Source organism: Lysinibacillus sp. NPDC093688, assembly GCF_050280145.1.
GTDB lineage: Bacteria > Bacillota > Bacilli > Bacillales_A > Planococcaceae > Lysinibacillus > Lysinibacillus xylanilyticus_B.
The window spans coordinates 1-19,823 of record NZ_JBNNUX010000020.1; the positions used below are offsets into that span (position 1 = coordinate 1).

General features: G+C 37.4%; 18 protein-coding genes. All 18 read right to left on the reverse strand.

Annotated elements, in window-relative coordinates:
- Positions 1-1,162, reverse strand: a 1,162-nt coding sequence (locus ACQKN2_RS15685; RefSeq protein WP_427415771.1) for a contractile injection system protein, VgrG/Pvc8 family, incomplete at its 3' end; no start/stop codon positions are given.
- 116 nt (positions 1,163-1,278) lie between these two features.
- Positions 1,279-1,674, reverse strand: a complete 396-nt coding sequence (locus ACQKN2_RS15690) for a DUF4280 domain-containing protein (protein WP_427415772.1) — start codon at positions 1,672-1,674, stop codon at positions 1,279-1,281.
- 224 nt (positions 1,675-1,898) lie between these two features.
- Positions 1,899-2,450, reverse strand: coding sequence for a serine protease (locus ACQKN2_RS15695; RefSeq protein ID WP_427415773.1), 552 nt, complete (start codon positions 2,448-2,450; stop codon positions 1,899-1,901).
- A 25-nt stretch (positions 2,451-2,475) separates the two neighbouring features.
- Positions 2,476-3,606 carry a pentapeptide repeat-containing protein gene (locus tag ACQKN2_RS15700; RefSeq protein WP_427415774.1) on the reverse strand — a complete coding sequence of 377 codons (1,131 nt, stop codon included), beginning with the start codon at positions 3,604-3,606 and terminating at the stop codon, positions 2,476-2,478.
- A gap of 16 nt (positions 3,607-3,622) precedes the next feature.
- Positions 3,623-5,047 (reverse strand): hypothetical protein, encoded by a 1,425-nt coding sequence (locus ACQKN2_RS15705; RefSeq protein WP_427415775.1) that lies wholly within the window; start codon positions 5,045-5,047, stop codon positions 3,623-3,625.
- Positions 5,044-5,742, reverse strand: coding sequence for a hypothetical protein (locus ACQKN2_RS15710; RefSeq protein WP_427415776.1), 699 nt, complete (start codon positions 5,740-5,742; stop codon positions 5,044-5,046). Before ACQKN2_RS15710 ends, ACQKN2_RS15705 begins: the two co-directional genes overlap by 4 nt.
- A gap of 40 nt (positions 5,743-5,782) precedes the next feature.
- A complete protein-coding gene (locus tag ACQKN2_RS15715) occupies positions 5,783-6,556 on the reverse strand; it encodes a DNA and RNA helicase (RefSeq protein ID WP_427415777.1) in 774 nt (257 codons plus the stop codon).
- Positions 6,557-6,590: 34 nt separating this feature from the next.
- Positions 6,591-9,239, reverse strand: a complete 2,649-nt coding sequence (locus tag ACQKN2_RS15720; RefSeq protein ID WP_427415778.1) for a molecular chaperone — start codon at positions 9,237-9,239, stop codon at positions 6,591-6,593.
- 23 nt (positions 9,240-9,262) lie between these two features.
- Complete coding sequence (locus ACQKN2_RS15725; RefSeq protein WP_427415779.1) at positions 9,263-9,958, reverse strand: iron-dependent peroxidase; 696 nt, start codon at positions 9,956-9,958, stop codon at positions 9,263-9,265.
- Positions 9,949-11,223 carry a normocyte-binding protein gene (locus tag ACQKN2_RS15730; RefSeq protein WP_427415845.1) on the reverse strand — a complete coding sequence of 425 codons (1,275 nt, stop codon included), beginning with the start codon at positions 11,221-11,223 and terminating at the stop codon, positions 9,949-9,951. The genes ACQKN2_RS15725 and ACQKN2_RS15730 overlap by 10 nt, the downstream gene beginning before the upstream one ends.
- 4 nt (positions 11,224-11,227) lie before the next feature.
- Positions 11,228-12,874 carry a serine/threonine protein phosphatase gene (locus tag ACQKN2_RS15735; protein WP_427415780.1) on the reverse strand — a complete coding sequence of 549 codons (1,647 nt, stop codon included), beginning with the start codon at positions 12,872-12,874 and terminating at the stop codon, positions 11,228-11,230.
- Positions 12,875-12,916: 42 nt separating this feature from the next.
- Entirely contained in the window at positions 12,917-13,756 is an 840-nt protein-coding gene (locus ACQKN2_RS15740) for a PP2C family protein-serine/threonine phosphatase (protein ID WP_427415781.1), read from the reverse strand.
- Positions 13,757-13,762: 6 nt separating this feature from the next.
- A complete protein-coding gene (locus ACQKN2_RS15745) occupies positions 13,763-14,290 on the reverse strand; it encodes an FHA domain-containing protein (RefSeq protein ID WP_079562902.1) in 528 nt (175 codons plus the stop codon).
- A 40-nt stretch (positions 14,291-14,330) separates the two neighbouring features.
- Positions 14,331-14,906, reverse strand: coding sequence for an FHA domain-containing protein (locus ACQKN2_RS15750; protein WP_427415782.1), 576 nt, complete (start codon positions 14,904-14,906; stop codon positions 14,331-14,333).
- Positions 14,907-14,943: 37 nt separating this feature from the next.
- Positions 14,944-15,378, reverse strand: coding sequence for a J domain-containing protein (locus ACQKN2_RS15755; protein ID WP_427415783.1), 435 nt, complete (start codon positions 15,376-15,378; stop codon positions 14,944-14,946).
- A 92-nt stretch (positions 15,379-15,470) separates the two neighbouring features.
- Complete coding sequence (locus tag ACQKN2_RS15760; RefSeq protein ID WP_427415784.1) at positions 15,471-15,896, reverse strand: membrane-associated protease 1; 426 nt, start codon at positions 15,894-15,896, stop codon at positions 15,471-15,473.
- Between the two features lie 233 nt (positions 15,897-16,129).
- The gene (locus ACQKN2_RS15765; RefSeq protein ID WP_427415785.1) at positions 16,130-18,298 is read right to left on the reverse strand and encodes a transcriptional regulator; all 2,169 of its coding nucleotides are present in this window, start codon (positions 18,296-18,298) and stop codon (positions 16,130-16,132) included.
- 526 nt (positions 18,299-18,824) lie between these two features.
- Complete coding sequence (locus tag ACQKN2_RS15770) at positions 18,825-19,748, reverse strand: serine/threonine-protein kinase (RefSeq protein ID WP_427415786.1); 924 nt, start codon at positions 19,746-19,748, stop codon at positions 18,825-18,827.
- Positions 19,749-19,823 lie beyond the last annotated feature (75 nt).

A 19,823-nucleotide genomic window follows, 5' to 3' on the forward strand; every position in this document is an offset into this window, starting at 1 on the left:
TGCCCTGATCCAGCTTTAGGAAAACGGCGCCTTCCTTTGCGGTAAACGTCACCGATTGCGGGTCTAGCTTGATGTCCTTGCCTTTTGGTGTGCCCCAGTAGGACGTTTTCGGATCAGCTGTTTTTGGGTTAGAGTCGCCGCCCTTTCGTACACTGTGGCGGACAATGGCTGCTTCCTCCCGGTGTGTCGGGAAGGCAAGATGAACGCTATCGCCTTCTTCTGGCGGGCTGTAAAAGCCGCTATGTCCTTCTGCTGCATAAGGCGTAGCAAGTGAGAACCATGTGGCTTCTTCCTTTTTTTGTGCCTCATCAATGGATAGGTGCAGGCGTACTTGATCCTTCTTGACCTCTAATACCTTACCTTCAATCGCTGTGCCTGACAGCAAAGGAATGTTTAGTCTTTCTTGACGAATACCTGCCTTGGATAGTAGATGATATTCATATGTAAGGACCCCTTGTTGCATGCGGGCTATGGATTTAGCCACAACTAGCTTCTTGTTTTGGAGTTGGACACGATCACCGAGTGCTAATGTTTTTTTTGACTCGATCACATAGGATACTGTATCCCGCTCCTCCATTGGTCGCTCAATGTCATTCACTCGCGTATGTAAATACTTGGAGCGATCCTTTATGATTGTATAGCTAGTAGCGGACAGTTTTTCTAATCGACCTTCTGGTAGTCCAAACCATAGCTTAGGCTTATCGGCATCTATTGCTGGTACAAGTACTGTTCGAAAATGCGAGGCCATGCGCTTTAGAAATTGCCAGTCTGTCTCCCTATATTGTAATATAAATTGCTTTATAGGAGTAGACTTCGATGCAGTGTCAATAACATCTGCACCTGGATAGTTAGCGAGTACTTGCTTGAGCATAGCATTATACGTCATCTTGTCGTGCTGGAAAGAGCGAGCATTGCGTTTACAATCCAAGGTAAATGTAGATGACACAGCTTCTAACTCAATTTGATACACACCTCTCACCACACGAACTGCCACTTCGGATACTTGCCCCTTAAAAATCGGTCGCACACGTTGTCCGTTGCGTTTTTGATAGAGCTCTATTTGATCTGAACTGCTGGCAATTTGCATACAGCGATCTTTCTTTTCCTCTGGAATGAACCCCGTAATTGTTAACCTTGCATGGTCATTTAAAGTTTGGGTCAAGCTGAGATCATGCAGCGTCTGAACTTCATAGGGGGATACGAGCTCAAGCTCACCGTATCCAATCACTTCCTCATACGTGTTCACATGAATTCCCTTCTTTCCTCAGGGATGATGGCTTACTCTTGTCCATCATCTTCTACCTTTATCGTCCCGCAATATATGCACATATTAGTAGATTGATTGATAAGTGCGGGAGAATTCTCAATCAACTGATCAGACTTACCATTAATCCATGGCATTGTGACCACTGGTGTACACGGCATCGGTTTCAAAACACCATTATTTGCCGCTGTTGCTGCTGCCACCGTAGGATTAGATAATGTTTGACATAAACCGAATGGCTGAATATTGACATATGGCTTATAATCCATCGTGTTCATCTTTGCCTTGTTTTTTGAGTAAACACCATGGCTTACAGGCATTTTTAAAATGCTTGTTTGATCGCCCTTGGAGCACGATAATTTAGCACCGGCAACTACATAACTGTGCTGCTCATCCCCTTTTGTCTGCATTTCTCGAAAACCACCCTTTCTATCAGAAATGTGCATTCACATCGCTTCACTTTTGCACACTCAAAGCCGAAAATAATACGTTACTGTTTCAGTTTTTGAGAATTTTTATCGCGATACGTGAATGCCTAGACATCGCTTTAAAAACTAATCACTTTAGATAATAATGATTTCGTCTTTGCCTTCTTCAAACAACTCTTTATGTTTTTCTTACTATCGCTAGTTACCTATGAATTTAGGGTCTCATTCCATTTGCCTTCTGTTTGCACTTTGCGTAATCGAATACCTCTAAATGATCGGCGCAATATACTTTCTGCTAGCTCAATATTGACAATTATGTAATCCTCTTTAATGCCTTCAATTTTAAAGAAGGTAAATGGTGCGGCTAAAGTCTCATCAATAACGAGCTTTTTTAGCATTCCATCTAGATGGAATTCAGTTTGAGATGAGAGACAGTCCACTTTTGGTGGAATGACGAGCCAATATAACGTCTGTTTTAATTTTGACATATCTACGAGAACAACCGGTTTATACGGTAGGCGCGGCTCATATTTTTCCACTAGCTGCTTCACTGGATCAGCTAAAAGAGCAATTGGCTTCTCGATAAAGTCGATATAGTCATTTTCACTTTTATCTAATACAGGAAATTGACGATCGAGCTTCTCTAGCTCCTCCATTCTTTCCACTGTTAATAGTTCCTTTGTTATTACTTTTGATAGTCCAACTGGCTCAACAGCATTCGAGATACGCTCATCCTGAGATAGAATAAAATAGTTCATTTTTAAAACTCCTTTTTCACGACATCTATTTCCAAATGACACTCGCTGTTTGAAACAAATCTAGCTTCAGATGTTCGCGTGCTTCCTTTGAGAACACAGCTTTTTCTAAATTAGCTCCTTCAAAATGGGCATTCTTGACGTTAGCCCCGATAAAGCAAGCACCTTGTAAATTAGCTTGCTCAAAATCAGCTCCCTCTAAATTGGCTCCAGTAAAACGCATTGGGAGATAGCCTGGCATTTCCCACTTCTGTCGATCAGCTAATCCGCTTGCTCCTTGAGCTCGTTGGAAGTTAGCACCTTGCAATTGACTATTGCTAAAATCTGCCTCATTGATTGTACTGAAGCTTAAATCAGCGTCCATTAGTTGACTATTCCTAAGATTGGCTCCAATAAGCAAGCAATTGCGCATTTTGCTCTGCGCTAAATTCGTTTTCTGGAAATAGGCATATCGAATATCTAAGTCTTCATAGTTGCCACCAGATAAATTTAATTTGCTAAATACTTCATATGGATATTCATCCTCTAATTTTTGAGCTAGCCAATCCTTAATTTCTTCGATATCCTTCGAGGTGAAGTCCTCGCTATAGACAACTTCATTAACATCCATAAATTCACCTATACGAATTTCTACAGCAGCATCTCGTTCAAGTGCCAAATATTCTGGACATCTTATAATGTCTGGCAATGCATATCTAGCAAGGCTAATAACATATTGATGAAAATGAGTTGCTTCCTTAAGCTTGATGTGCTCAATATCCGCTTGGGTAATGGCTCCCATGAATGTTTTGCTGTATACATATAATTCTTCAATGAATTTCTCTAAGAAACTTAGAGCCCAGCTTGCATCATAGGTAGTTAAAATAGGATGAAGGTCAAAGAACCATTCCTCATCTGTCCCCTCTACTAGATAGTGATTGCGTCCCTCCAGTAGCTCTGTGCGCAGCATGGAAAATGTGATATGTCCTATTGGGCCTTTTTGTTGAAGAAATTGTTGCTGCTGTAGCTGACGACAAATGGTTTGAAAGGCTTTTCTAAATTCCTCAGCAAGCTCTTCCTTTGAGGCTTGGAAAAAATCCTCTAATGCCAAGAGATGTTTCAACCGTCTTTTCTCTACTTCCGTTTCATAAAAATGCTGTAAAACTCCTTCTGCTTGCATATGTGTTTCCTTCTTTCTAATTGGCCTTTACTTCTTTCCCGAAAATTTGCACACTGCCATCCATCGTTATTTTACTTCCCTTGCATTTTAGTGAAATTTCTTCCTCCGCCGACAACAGAATTTTCTTACTTGCATTGACTGAAATATCTGCCTCAGAAATAAGCTTAATTTCCTTTTTACTAAAAATTTCGATGCCGCTCGCTTCATTTAAACGGATAAAAATATCGTTATCCTTTGCTGTAATTACAATTTCTGTTGGGCTCATCTTAATTTCTTTGCCAAAGGCAGTTCTGTAATATTTCGTCGAAGGATCATCTAGCTTATTGGTTGCGGTGCTGTCTAAATTTTTTCGAATTGAGCTGCTGGCAATCCCCGTCTCCTCACGGTGCGAAGGGAAATACACATGAACAAAGTCGTTAATTTCAGGCATACAGTACCAACCACTATGTCCCTCAGCTGTATATACCGTTGAATAAAGAAACCAATGCGCTTTGCTTTTATCCTGTTTTTCATCAATAGTTAGATGGACCTTAATATGATCCTTGGCAACTTCCAACACCTTACCTTCAATAGAGACACCAGAAATTTCATCGTTAAATACTTCTCTCTTGTTCATGCCATTTTTCGTTGAGAGTGTATAACGATGCTTTAGTAAGCCATCCTTCATCGACGTATAAGCTTCACTAACATAGAGTGTGAGTTTATGGAAGGTTACGTGGTCGCCTATGGCAAGTACCTTATCGGTTTCCACTTCATAGTACAAAAAGTCATGCTCTCCCATACCACCATTGCCGTTCTCTGTATAGACAAGATAGTCTGCTAGTTTTTTTCTTGTCGTATAGTGATAGTCTTCTAGCTTTCCTTTTGCTTTGCCAGCTGGGACACCAAAATGGAACTTTGGCTTATCAAAAGTAGCAGCAGGAACTAGTCCAGTGTTAAAGCGGGAGGCAAGACGTTTTAAAAACTCCCAATCGGTTTCTCGGTACTGTAGGGTAAGCTTGCCTAATTTCCCTCCTTTTGTAGCCTCATCGATCACATCGAGACCAGGGTAAAAGGGACTCATTCGTTTGAAAAGAGATGAATAGGTCATCCCTTTATCCTGATAGGAGCAATTTTTCTTCTTAATATCAAGTTGGTATGTATTGGAAGCCGCTTCTACTTCGATATAATAAATATCTCGAATCGCACTTACTTTGACGCCTAATATAACCCCCTTAAATAATGGAATAGGTGCACCTAAATGATCGAGCTGATTCACTTCAATGGCTGAATGGGTCTCTGTCATTTCGACGTACTGATCCCGAACTTCCTCTGGAACAATACCCGTAAAGCGTAATGTTGCATGCTCATTCATTTTCTTTGTGAGTGTAAGCTCTTGAATGCTCACTAGCTTAAATGGCAATATTTGAATATTATGATAGGTAGTTACTATTCCACTCATCGTAATACGCCCCCTCCCCTTCCGTTAGGAGTGAATTGCATTGTTGCCATCATCGCTCTAGCGATAGGGCGCCAAGTCTCAATATCCTCCTCCGTACAATTGAACGTTCCGATAAGCGCTTGCCCATCAATCGATACAAAGAACATTAAATTAAATATCTCACCATCAATAGCAGGTGTAATGACCTCGATAAAGCCGACCGTTTTGTCATCTATTTTGATCACATCTGTATCAAACCATTCTGCTGCAGGCTGAGCTTGCTCAAGAACGTCAATCATATTTTCCTGAAACTCCGCTACACCCTCATCAGGTAACGAATGTAATGTATTGTTGAAGGCTAGATTGATAGTAGATGATTCATCTGTATAAATAATGTTCGGTCTTCGTTCTGACGGATATTTTAATGAGGCTAACTGAGCTGGCATGATTGAAAATATCTTCGGCATTCGGAACGAAATTTTCCCTTCCAGGACATGCTGATCAATGACCGGCACTTCCTGCTCGTCTATATTGACAAAGTCCTTGTAAAGGTCAATTGCTTCTAACTCAGACTGTTCCTCCTGTATAGGCTCCTCAGGCGGTGTTTGCTCCTCTTTTAAAGCTGCTTCCTTTTGAGCAAATTCATGTTGTTCCTGCTCTCGCATTTCATTTCTAAGAGCGATAATTTGTTCATCTAAAAATTTCAACCCATTCACCTTCCATTTCTTGAACGTTTTTTCATCAGTAGACCATCAGCTAGTCAACAATCATGCGCTTTGGTCGCCCTTGACTGTGCCCTGTCATACGACCACCGCGCTTTGATTCCAATAAAATACGGTTCAAGTATTTATGAATTTGACTATTAGAAAATGTTTGGTAGTCTAGCTCTAGCCGATTGCAAATATAAAAATCAATTGCATCTCGTTGAACCCGCTCCTGATTTATGCACTCTAAAGCAAAAGCTATATCGTACGGATTGACTGGCTGTTTTTTTAACAGCTCTCGTGCAAAATAGTGCAAAATGATTGGATGGTATGTGCTTTTTTGAAAACCTGCATACTGACTGTGAAGATAATTAACCGTATTGTATTCAGTAGCAAAATCGGAAAAATCAATATACTCCGAGCGCAGTTTTGCACCCGATTTTAATTTAAAGCGTGCTAACTCTAGCTCATTATTTGCAAGCTCTAATGAATCATCTAGGACTATTTCTGCTGTGAAGTTTCTAAAATCTAATTCATTCGCTTCTTCAGCAAATCGTACTTTTAGAATTGTTTCACTTCCTGTTGCCTCATAAGGAAGCTCATAGCTACTAGGTAGCGTATAGAGCTTTCCATTATGCTTGATAATGCCTTTCGCTATAATGAGGCTTGTATCTGCTACGGTAATATTGGCACCCGCTATAATGCCATTAGAATAATCTTGGAAATATAAATCTAAAAATTCTCTTGGATAATCTCGCAAATTTTCCAGCATTTCTCGCTTTAAAATGCGGCCCTTTTGAAAATGTGGATATTGATTGGCAAACAAGCTGTCACCCACCTCTTTTCTTGTTTTTCACTGTTTACTTTAATCCATCAAAGAAATCCAGCTCAGACAAATCGGTTTCGAAGGCAAAGAATTCCTTGCTTCCGATAAACAGCTGCTCGTCTTTTCTTGCTACTGGAACTACGTGGAAGCCCCAATGATCTTCGCCTGCAAAGACAAAGAACTTCACTTCTCCATTCGTGATGGAATCCGTCTCGTCCTGAGGAATTTTATCTTGATAGTGCATTGCAATATTCTCATAAAGAACAGGTGCATAATCTTCCTGACGATTAATGTAAGTGTATTTATACGCTGAGTGATTGTCGCTGCCAGTGAGGAAAAACTCCACCTCTTTTACACCCCATGGGCGAGAAATCGTACCGTGAATTTGATTTAGTCTTTCTAAGCTACTAATCAGTAATTTTTCCTGACGATTATGTGTAAAGGCACTGACAGCATAAGGGACAACTGGTGCATGGTTCGTCACTTCTGTTTCAATCATGCCGATTTTCTTGGCATTTAAATAGCGAAGCGCTCCCCTTAAACAAGCAAGCTTTAACTCTGGAACTTTACCGATATTTTCAGCCTTTTGTCTAAATTCAATGCTGCGTCCTGGTACAAATTCCTTTAAAGCCTCGCGAAATGCGTCTATTTTACAGGACTGTCCCGTCAATTTAATGATGGAATAGTCACTCAGTATGCCAGTCTCATAAAATTCCTCTAAAAACTCTCGCACGATATCATAAATATCAGCCTTTATGAGATGATTGATTTCTTTAATGTTGAAAAAGACATTTGGGAAGTCATAAACTTCCTTAAATTGATTGTTTTCTACCAACGACAGGCACCAGCGATCAACTGCTGTGACATTTAAATCACTATCGTGCTGCATATCGCTATCTGCATAAAAACGACTTCTTAATATCCCTGTTTTGCGGAAAAATTCCTTCTTCATCTCTTCTGCCATTTCCCATAAGAAATAATAATTATTGCGGACACGGAGGTACTCATCCCGTGTTCGATTTTCATATTCCTTAAAGCGGGTAGGGATAATAGTTTCGGCATCTACAAAGGCTTTTTCGAATTGCTCGTACACTGCTTCAACGCCATGGTCGTCTACATATCGATAAATATCCTTACCAGGAATATCGATTAATGCATCGATATCATAATCATTTTTTCCTCGACTATAATAGTTCACAAAAACGATTTTCATAAATTGGAAAATGCGATAGGTAATATTGTTGCCACCAAAATTCGTATCTCCATTTTCATAGGTAGTATGAATATCAATTTTGTAAGAAATATGTCCGTCCTCTATTCTAAACTTACAAGAAGAAAGATCTGTTGTTCCGCCTCCACAATCGATCACGAGCGCTTTATATTCCTTGCCATCGAGAAAGCTATCATTCTCTATTTGATTGGCGATCGTATTATAAAGCACTGACATCCCTTCATCGAGGGCATGCTCAGTTTCGATTTGGTATTCAGGTAAAATCGCACGAAACATATCTAAAAATTGTGTTTTCAGCTTAACGGGACTGGAGATATGTAAATGCTTGAAGCGACATTTAAATTGATGCTCCGCCATTCGAATAATATAAAGCATAAACTCTCTTAAAATTTGGCTGCGTGGAACAAGTGCAGTATTCCCGTTGGCATCCATAACCTCTTCCAACTTGGCATAATTACTAACCCATCGCTTTATACCTTGGAATTTCGTAGCCAATGATGTATAGCTATTTTTTTTCATCATTTTTAACGCTTCATAGCCGTAGTAATAGTTCACTTGGTCTGCATTTGAGCAATCTGCGACAGTCATGACCGTCGGCACTACTTCTATCCATTCGTTTTGATGAAGTGGGTCTGGAAATTGCACAAAATTGATGCTATTTAGCTGAATTCTGTTATTTAATAAATCATGACTGCAAGGAGAGGACACATAATCACTCTCTAAATAAACACCAGCCGTTGTATTTGTTGTACCAAAGTCAATCGCAAGAATGGCATTCGATGTTTCAAGCTGTTTCATCTCTAAATCTGGTATTGGAACCTTATAATAATGAAGATTTGTAGGCGGAAGTGGGGTCTCCTGATAGTACGTCTTATAGATATACTCAGAATCTTGCTTTCTTAAAAAAATAAAGCTGTAGTTTTTATTGTTTGTCTTCCGAATACCAATTGCTTGATCAGCAGCGAAATAGTATTGATTTGGGACTTCGTCGTCTTTCAGGATATTAAGGATGCCGCAAAGTTCCAGCTGCTCATTGACTAGCAGTACATTAGATTCAACAAGAAAACCACCCGTTTCTAGGAAATACTGATCGGGTTTATCAATTTTCATCCCGCTATATAAGCTCATTTTGGCAGGAATTTTAATGTCACCATTGTCAGACATCGGTGTTTTTAAATACTCTTGCATGGCCGCTTCTACTCGTTCAAAGCCCCCATCCTTTTTTTCTCTAATAAGAGGGTTTTCTTCTGAGCCACGGTATCTTAAAATCTTGTCAATTAACTCATCTCTTGTCAGTGAATTAATAAGCCCGGTCACAAGCTTTTCCTTATAGCAAATATTTCTCAGCTGGAAGGTTGTCATTTCCATTAGTTCTACTCGTGTATAGGTCATATATTTCTTTTCTGTATTACGCTTATTGGCATACAGCTTATATGAATATTTAGTTGTCATTTGAATCCCTCCTCTTCCCCTATTTAGTAAAGAGCTATTCGATCTAGCTTCATCGTTTCCTCTGCATCAATAATGCCAAAATGATATTGCCAATAAACCTCCATATGAAAGCCTATTGGCAGAAAAATTTCTTGTACAAGCTGTACCTTTCGCTCATTCTGTTCTGTCTGCTTTTGACGGATGTATAAAAGCAGCTCATCCTGGTCTTCCGATTTCACATAAATCATGCAATTTTTAAAGAGCCCTTTCAGCGTATCCTTTAATAAGTAAATTTCTTCACCTGTCCGGTACAGTCTTAGCATGTTGAGCGCAACTATTTCTTGCTCCTTTTTCGTAAAGGCATGAATATTGTCACGCACCAATTTACCAAATACATCGGCCTCGATTTCCCTTAAGATAAAGCGAATATAGAACTCTCTCTTATTCATGCCCTGCATACGATCAATTTCAGCTAAAAAATGCAATCCGGTATCTAAAAGATAATTCCTAAACTCTATATCTGAAGTATGATCAGGATGGAAAAGACCATTAAAAATTCCGTAATAGCGATAATACGGATTTACTTCAACGTGCTGGTCAACATACTGTGCATTTAATAGTTGCGGACTTAGTTCCATATAAGGTGAATAGGCCTCGGCAAGGTGAAAATAAATATCCTTTTTAGAAAGTCCTTCATCCTCAGCTTTAATGAGCAAATCCCAAATATAATTCATAGCCACACACCTACACATTCATATTCGAAGAAATGTCGTTGCACTTCTGATACGAGGAAGCTTAAAATATCGTTTGCGATAAAGTTTCTTTCCTCTTTCGCCTTAAACTTTAATAGCATCGTTTTTTTATGATTATTTTCTCCTATCATTTCCGTTAAGAAAGTGTTCGCGGAGTGGGTAAAGCTTGTTCCTGCGAAGGAGTCCACTATATCGACACCTACAAGCTCAAATCGATTGGCTGCCTCGAAGGAGTTAATCATACGAGTAATTTCGCCCTTCGTTTTAACAGTAGCCGTATATTTGTTAGCGAATTTGTGTATAAAATGCTCGATTCTTCGATTTGATACAAGCTCGTAATTTAATTTCCCGATCTTCTCATCTTCCATCTTGGCAATTTTTATTAGCTGCCAAACCCCTGACTTATCCTGGGGTGAAACAATTGTTAATTCATTGTCTGAACGTTTAACGTAACGAACATTATCCTCTTCGGCCTCAACAAGATAGCCATGCTCGTTTCCGATTTTACGTACGGAAAGGACATGTTCAAAATTCACCTTATCGATAGCAGGGATGGGAAACCCGACATTTTTGACCTCATGGCGTTCAATATTCCATAGCGGAACCATATTTAGGCGTTTTTTGTCCTCATACTCTTCTAAATCAATGATTATTTCAGTAATTTCAGCATCCTCATTTAAAGGTGGGCAATCTACTAAATTGACATTAAAAAATTTATAGACGAATGGATGATTAATGGTTTTCCATGGTAAGCCGTTTATTTGGAAAAGCGGATACAGCTTGTTCATCTCTTGCAAATAGTCCGTATTTTGTGTAAGGCTGACTTTAATCTCTACTTGTCCTTCTGTCGTTACTAGCCTTCCATTAAAGCGTCGCTGCTCAGCAAGTAACTGTTGAATTTGCATGGAATCACACGCTAAAAATAAGGTGAACAGCACTGCAGGTTCATTGTTTTTAAATGATTCAAGCAGTTTTTTTTTATTGATTGATTTACTTTCTAAATCAGCTGGTCGCATCGGGAATAAGCATTCATGAATAGGGTCAACATCCTCTCTGGGACTTAACGTCACATAAATATCAAACCTATTCTCAGCATCATCTATTTCATTGAATATACGCTCCTCAAGCCTTTTGTTCATGTCATCCTGATAATCGATTAAATTTACAAAAACGCCACTTACAATATCCTTTAGCAGTTGACGTTGCTCTAAATCCTCTATTTTGCGTAACCGTTCAATCATGAGCTCTTTCATCAAATTATTTTCCCTCTTTCATCACTTCAGCATCAGATGGCTCACCAGCAGCTGTCCCTTCATTCGTAGGCGGTGCTGCCTGATCAGGTGGCGCTGTATCGGCAGCTTGTGCTTGAGGAGGCGGATTTAATTTATCATTGGCGTTCATAACCTTTCGCTCAAGACCTAAAACCTTGGACAGCAGCTCTGTCTCCTGATAAATTTCCTGTGCAAGTGTATAATATTCAATTGCTTTCCCAAACTCTTGGCGTGCATAGCTCTGATCTCCGCTTTTTTCTAAGCCTTCTGCCTTTAATTCCTTCTGGGCCTTTTTCAATTCAGCAATTTTAGCCTCTGTTTCTTCTATTTTTGTCTTTATTTCAGGTTCGCCAGTATAGGCAATTGTCAGAGCTTTTTTTCTTGCCTTTTGATACGTTTCAAGAGCCCCATTGTAATCCTCTGCCTCAAATCGAAAATCTCCATCTTTCACAGCTTCAGCAATTTGTACAATGGTATCCATATTAGCGATTCTTTGTTCAACTACTGCTTTCCCAAAGTCTTTAATAAGCTTTCCTTCTTTTTTAGCCTTTTCATATTGCTCAAGAGCATCGTTAAATTTACCTTCTTCCGCTGATTTATCTCCACTAATAATCAGATCGGTAACTCTTAATTTTCTAGCTAGTACATTTCTATGTATTGGATCCTTCAATTTTTTCGCAGCATTTCTGCCTTCACTATATTCCAGCAGTGCCTTATCATAAGTTCCATCTTGAAAATACTGGTTTCCGCTCTTTTCATGATCTTTCATCTCGACGGTTAATTCAGCCATTTTTTTAGCTTGCTTTGCCTGATAAAAAATCGTGCCTCCACCTACGACCAAAGCTAGCACTAATGCAGCTGCAATCATTTTGATGTATTTCATTTTTTTCTTATTTGTTTCCTGATAAACCTTATTAGCAAATATAGCTGCGATTGTGTAATTATTGACCACTTTTTTTTGCCTGCTTAACAGTACCTCTTCTAATACATCAATGTATTTCTCAGGCTCTTTTGCATCTTCCAACGCATCTGCCATTTCAATTTCATTGACATCCTCCCAAAAGCCGGCTGTACAAAGCACTAGTACATCGTCATCCATTAACTTCATTTTCTTTGAAACAAAAGGCTGAAACTCTTTTGGTTTGCCAAGATAGTTTAGTAAATTGGTTCTTTCCTCGTGCTGGCTAATATCAAGCGAACGGCTCCTATTATTCACTAGCTCTTGCGCTAAGCTTTGATCCGTGCTTTTAAACGTTAAAGTCCCATTACGGAAATGATACAATCTCGAATTTCCTGCAACGGCAACAATCATCTTTGAGTAATCTGAGACGACAATGACAATACTAGCCTTCAATCTCACCCTTAAGCTTTGAGCTTGAAGTATGTCTTGAGCATATTTTAAGTAATGTTTAATTCTCCGTCTGGACATGGATGGCTTTTCCATGAATTTCTCTAAAATTGCCTTCACAGCAAGCTCTGCACTACTTATTTCCTGATCAGAATCTAACCCTTTTACAGCTACCCAGCAGGCTACATCGTCCAGCTCTGTATAGGCAAAGTAATCTTTATTTTGCAAAAATGAGCCCGCTTCGGATAAAAAGCTTGTTTTAAAGTTGCTATTTTCCTTTCTCATGATTACTCCTCCTTATTTACTGACTCATTTAAAGACACATGATTACCATGTTTTTTCTAAAATAACGATGGTTGCATTATCTTGATTTTTTAAGCGTTTTTGTTCAACGGCTTTTATCATGTCTTGAGCAATATCATAGGGAGTAGCTTGCTGAGAGAGAATTTTCTCCATTTCAACCTCTGTTAAAGTATCATAGACGCCATCACTAAATAGACATACTTTATCCCCTCTATTTAGATGAATCGGACTTTTTCCTATATCCATATTTTTAAAGCCTTCATACCCTAAATAATTGATAAGTCTCTTTTTCAAAGGATTTTCCTGCACCTCAAGCTGAGATATTTCACCAGATATATATCGCTCAGTTAACACTGATTCAAAAATATGCTTTTGATTGATGGCCATAAATTCTCCATTTCGAAAAATGGTAATGACACTATCTCCAACGGCTCCCCAGTGAAGAAATCCGTTATCATCAATAACGGCTGCCACTAATGTAGTACCACCGTTCGAGCCATTTAAATTTTCGACAATCATATGATTACTTGCAAAAGCAGCCTCCTTAAAAAATTTTTCTAGAGTATTTAGACCGCTGAGCTTTTTAAATTCTTCAATAAATGTATTGACAGCAACCGTACTTGCCATTCTACCGTTTGCTAAACCACTGATGCCATCTGCTAGGACAGCAATTGTTCCATCTTTCGTTTCTGCTGTTGAGAAATAATCATCCTGCTCATCACGTCTGCCAATCGTTTGACCATTTCCCACTGCTATTTTTATTTTTTCATTTTGTTGCGCGAGCATGTTTCTAATAATTAATAATGCAATGAGTACAACGATAAAAATAAGTGCAATTATGTATGGCAGTAGTTTCTGATCCATCCGTCATCATCCCTCACTGTTGTTGTTTTCCCATTCAAAATGAACACCACATAAGGGAATAAAGAGAAACATACTTCCGCCTAACTGAATCACATCATACGCTGCTAGCTCTGTTGGCGTATAAACCGCTTCATTGTTAAGATAAGCTAAGCCTGATGCATCTCCTGGAAGTAAATAAAAATTCCTTTTTTTAGGATCATAAACAATCACAGCATGGTTACGTTGAGAAATCGAATTATCTCCAACAATACGAATGTGCATATCCTCAGCTCTACCAATAAAGTTTTTTTCCGATAAAATTCGATAGTCTCGGCCCATTTGAGGTCCTTCAATACAAACGAGCCATCCCGTTACAGGATCAATTCCATCCATTTCTCCGAGATATGGCATTGTTTTATCATCTAGCTCTGCTACAGCTGTTTGCTGACTACTTGGTCTTTGCTCCTGTTCCACCATTACGTTGCAATACGGACATACATTTCTATGTCTTCTGGAACTAAACATGTGACCATTTGTGCATCTAATCAAACTCATTTTCGCTATCCCCCGTCTATGTTTACGAATTTACTTGTCTCTATTTCACTAAAATTCGTGTATTTGCTATGTATATCGTGTCTCCATTACCTATTGGGTAAGGGTTTTCGTGTTTTATTCTGTTTTTACCACGCTTATGAGCTTTTTTTATACCAACACCATTTACCGAATCAATATCCTCTATGTACCATACTCCAGAAACATTATTTAATACGGCATGCTCATAGTTAATAAGCGATTCATATTCTGTACCGCTTAAGTCGATATCTGCCTTATTATCAGCTGAACTTTTCCCAATAAGTAATGATGTTTGATCATCTATTTCCCATTCATCTATTTCAGCTCCTCGGTCATTGAGGAGAACTAATTTTCGAATTTTCTTTTTTGTCACTTCGTAATTTTTATCTTTTGCTTCATACTTAACAGAGCCATAAACAATTGCTAGTATGACCAGCATTAGTCCAATAATTGTTTTCAAAATAAAATCCTGATTCATGACAAATACGTATAGAATGAAAAAGAAGGCGATTGTGACAATTATGATATCGATAATTTTTATAATCATTTGTTTCTTTGGGTTTTCAGTGTATGCATCCATTGAATTTTGGTCATACATGGTATCACACTCCTTCATACTAGCTATGGCTTCGTTTTTACTTGTTAAAAAAACGTTCAAATAAATCAGTTGTATCTAGTGGATTCTTCTTTGCGTTCTTGTTAAGGGTTGATCCCATATCCTTCGTTTTAGGATTAAAACCAAAAAAATGCTCAAAGTTCTTTTCAATATTACTCATATTAAAATCTGGCTTTTTTTCAGTAGACTGTGGGCGTGAAGACTGTTTTTCATTTGTATTTCCAGCACTCCAACCTTGACCCGCTCCATCTAGTCGAGCATCATATGCTTCTCTTGAAGCTTGATCCTTTAGTACTTTGTATGCCTCTGTCACTTCTAAAAAAATCTTCTCAGATTCTTTGTTTCCACCGCTCACGTCTGGATGATGTTTTTTGGATAATTTTCGATAAGCAATCTTTATTTGTTCTTGCGTGGCGTCTCTACTAACACCTAAAGTTTCATAATGCATTTTCATATTTTTCATCCCCAGTATTAGGATTATTCAAAATTATCTAAGGAACTATGAAAGTCCCTTAGATAATGTGGAGTAGCTATCAAGCAGAAATCTTAGACAGCATAGCCGCCTTCGATTTTCGCCAAGTCTGTTTTGTCTTTCTTTTGCTTAACGAATAAGTAAAATTCACCAATACCTTCCGTGTCACCATACTTTTCTGTATAGTCAACAACAAAAGCATTTGGGAAATGAATTTTTCTTACTACTTGATCAGCTGAAACAACTTCTAAAGTTACTTTACGGTAACAGTCAGCCTTTTCAGCTGGTACTAATGACCATAATCCTAATTTCATCGTATCATCAGAATTGTCACCATCTGTTGCAGTAAGGATTTTACCTCTTACTTTTAAAGTTGCTCCTACATCTGTAGAACGTGCGTTAGAGTCATCTGGAGTATCTGTTTCATACTGAACAGACATAATGCTATCTAACCCTAGTTCAATTGCTTCTGATCCTTCTACTTTTAATACAAAACCCATTTTTAGTACCTCCTAAAATTTGTTGAATCGTCTCAAGAAACCGCTTTAGGTGAAATGTATAACTTGTTGTATGCATTCCTCCATGCTAATGCAAATACATGACGCATTAGCATGGAAGAATATGTAATGTTTTCACCCTGCAATTTATGGAAGATTCTAATTTATGTTAAAAGATTTATGAATAAATCTTAAACATACGACTTAAAAAGTTTTTGAGTGTATGTGTAAACTTGTTAGGCCTTAACAGCACTGCTTGCCTTTGTAATCATGACTTCAAGATTCTTCACATTACCGTTAAACACTAGGTCAATCTGACATGTGCTTGTTTTTTCATCGATAATGTAGCCAATGTCATCTCCATCGTGAATAATGGAGTTTACATAGCCTTTATCATTAATCCATTTACTTTTTTGACTACTTGGATTATTACTAAAGAATCGAACGATATTTTCGTGTTTAAAGTCACCAGATTGGAATCGTAAAATTCTTTCAATATACGTACTAACTTGAGTTTTGTAGATTGAATCGAATCCATCTTCCTCCATCGCTAGACTTCTAGCTTTATACACTGTAATGCGTTTAATGTCTTTATCTTGAAGCTGTGCATTTTCTGAAGAGAATACAAAGCCAAAGCTTCTGCTGTTAATGGCATCTTTAATGTTATTAGTAAATCCTGAGATTTCTTTTGCCATTGTTGTAACGGCTCTTAGTGAGTTATCACCCGCTTCAATATCGAAGCGTACACCAGGATAATTTCTCTGAATGTTTCTGAAAGAGTCTTTCAAATATTCTGGACATTGATAAGCTGAGACAATACCTGCCGCTACATAGCTAGCACCAACATAAACGCCCTCTATCCAAAGCTTTAAAATATCCTCTTTTTCTTTAGATAATCGCGCTCCATTTTCTGTTGTCTGCATTCTTGTATCAATGATTACACCTGATTTATCTTTAGGAATAATAGTGAAGTTCGGTAAACATGGTATAGCAAACTCACTATAATCTTTTCTAATAAGGACTGAGCATTTATCGATCAGGCGATCAATACCTGCAGTAGCAATTCCATTGAATGTCGTTTCTTCTTCTGCCATGAAGTTGAAGAAAATCTGTATTTTATAATCTTTCACAGTATCAAGAAGGATGGATAACGATTCCATTGTATTGCCATCTTGCTTGGCAACCTTATCGTTCCCTTTAAATCTAGCTCTACTTACTTTCATTTTTCCGGAAGCTTCTAGTTCTAGTGCAGGGACAATTCCGTACCATACCGTATCTGTAAAGTCATTTTTGGAGTTCACAGTATTTAAATACGTGCGTAATCGTGGTAAATTATTACTTTTAACGAGCATATCTAATTTTGTGTTCGTTACAAGTAACGAGGGCTGCATACCTTTGTTTTTAGTTGCATACTGATCAAAGTACATTTTTACGCCTAATAGTTTTTCAACTAATGGCTTCACTGTTTTTACAAATTCATCCTTAGCATCCTTATAGAATTCTAAGTAAGTATTGTAGTTTTGTACCTCTGTCTCTACATCAAATTCAGCTCTCACGGCTGGCAATGGAGAGAAGGTTCTTACGACTAAATCTTTGACATAAGAGGATGGTGATTCTGTAATCGCCTCATAGTCCTCTTCAAAAACTGTGCTTAAACCATAGTTACTATTTTCTTCAATAACCATCAGTTCCGAGCTATTATTTTGTGGTGCCTCAATGATTTTCAATTCACCATTGTCACCAATAGAAAGTGTCCCAATTTGTAATTTTTCGGATTCATCTTCATCCTGATTAGCACCTAACAATAGTCTCGTTTTAATATCTTCAATTGCTAAAGGAAGCATCGCCATGACATTGTTGTAATTTCTACTTGCCACTTCAAACATCAGGTTTAGCTTGTCCCCTGTATCCAATTTTTTTGGATCGCCTTCATCTAATTTGTCATATTCACCGTATAGGTAATGGATTTCTTTTCGGACTTGTCGAATGTCGTCCATAACCTTTTTAGGAGAGATCATATCGAGCAAATTTTCAAACTTAAAATCAACATTCGCGATGCCCTGACTTCTTTTCGTATCAATGAGGGTAAATAGCATTTTTAAAAAATCATTATTTTGGTCAATAGCTATTTCAGAAATACAGTCATCTTGAATTCCTTCAGGTTTTTTTAATGCATACATAACCTTTTGGTTAGCAGCATTATAGAATGAGTAAACCGTTGGAGAAAACTTATCTAAAAACTCGTCAAAGCTTTTAACAAGAAGATTTTCATTCATTTCTTTGATTTTTTCATCACTAAGACTGTCAATCCCTTTTACATCTCCAACAAGCGTAATTAAATCCATTTTTTCCGGATTTATTTCCTCAAAGAGCATGGTTCTGTTTGTTTGACTAATAATCTCCATTCAGTCGGCCGTATAATTATACAGCCATCCCTCCTTTTATAAAGAATTTCGAGTAAGCATAATCATTTAGTGAGTAGCAATGGTGGCAACGTACAAAATCACCTAATTTGAAACTTATAAGTAACAAAATGGTAATCCTAAGCAAAAAATCAGCAGCTTTTTTCATATGAGTTTGTATGTAATTATGTACATCAGTTACTCATACTAGAATTACTAGTGAACCTATATTTTCACATGCTTACTTCACTGATGACATTATGTATCACAGAGTAACTATACAACATCTGATTTTATTGTCAATATTTACATTAGGATATTTTGTAAAGTAAATGTATTTAACTGGGTTATTGGTAAAAAATAAACATGGTAAAATTTATGATATTTTTATAGAAATAAATGTATTTATCCTTTATTTTTACTAAAAAAACAGCTTATGGAATGAAAATCAGTAGTCCATAAGCTGTTATTCAAAAATATTTTTTAAACTAAAAAATGATACTATAGAATCAATTATATAAAAAAGTAGTCATTTAGTATTAAAAGAATCAAAATAATTCTTTATCCTATTGACAATATTTTCAAAACCAACAGCGAGTTCCATAAATTTAAGTGAAGAGCATCGTTTTTTTGCATGCACTGCCAGACCCCACATAATAGTTCGAGATAGAATAATACTCACTTTTTCATTATATTTTCTCACATTTTCAATTTTGTCTTCGATTATGCGTTGTGAGCTATCCATTGGGATAATATCTGTTAAAGAGTAATAAAATGTTGCAGCCAAACTATAAATATCTGTGTATACACCTTGCTCAGATATATTCGAATATTGCTCTAAAGGAGAATACCCTGGGCTAGTGAATATTTGATGATTCTCGGCAGTTTTATTAAAAATAGCCGAACCAAAATCTAGTAAATATGGATTACCTTCAGAATCTATTACTATATTACTTGGTTTAATATCACGATGAAGTATGCCTTTTTTATGTAAATAGCTTAAAGCACCAATTAGAGGAAGGAATATACTAGTGTACAAATGCTCCCTATCATTAATAGGAAAATCCTTTAAGTATTGATCTAATAAAGTTCCTTCATAATACTCCATCACGATATAAATCGACTCATTTTCTTCAAAGTGGTCCATATATTTGACGATATTGTGATGATTTATTTGCTGCATAATTAACGCTTCATTTAGAAAAATAGCTTTTAAATCCTCGAACTTCTGCTTTGTTGAAGGCAAACGATTAACGACTGTTTTATTATCTAAATCCCGTAAAGCTATGTCATTCGGAAAGAACTCTTTAATAATTAGTTGATTCCCTTCATTAATATTCTCTGCGATATAAACAAATGACAATTTACTGGTAGCAATTTCTTCTTTTATTTTATATGTATCATTCAAAACACTGTTTGCTGGTAAGCTCAATTCAACTTGAATCGCTTGCATTTTTGATTGATCATCCCTTTCAACACATAAACTACGAACAATTCCTTTCATATTCAATGCGAAATATGTAATTAT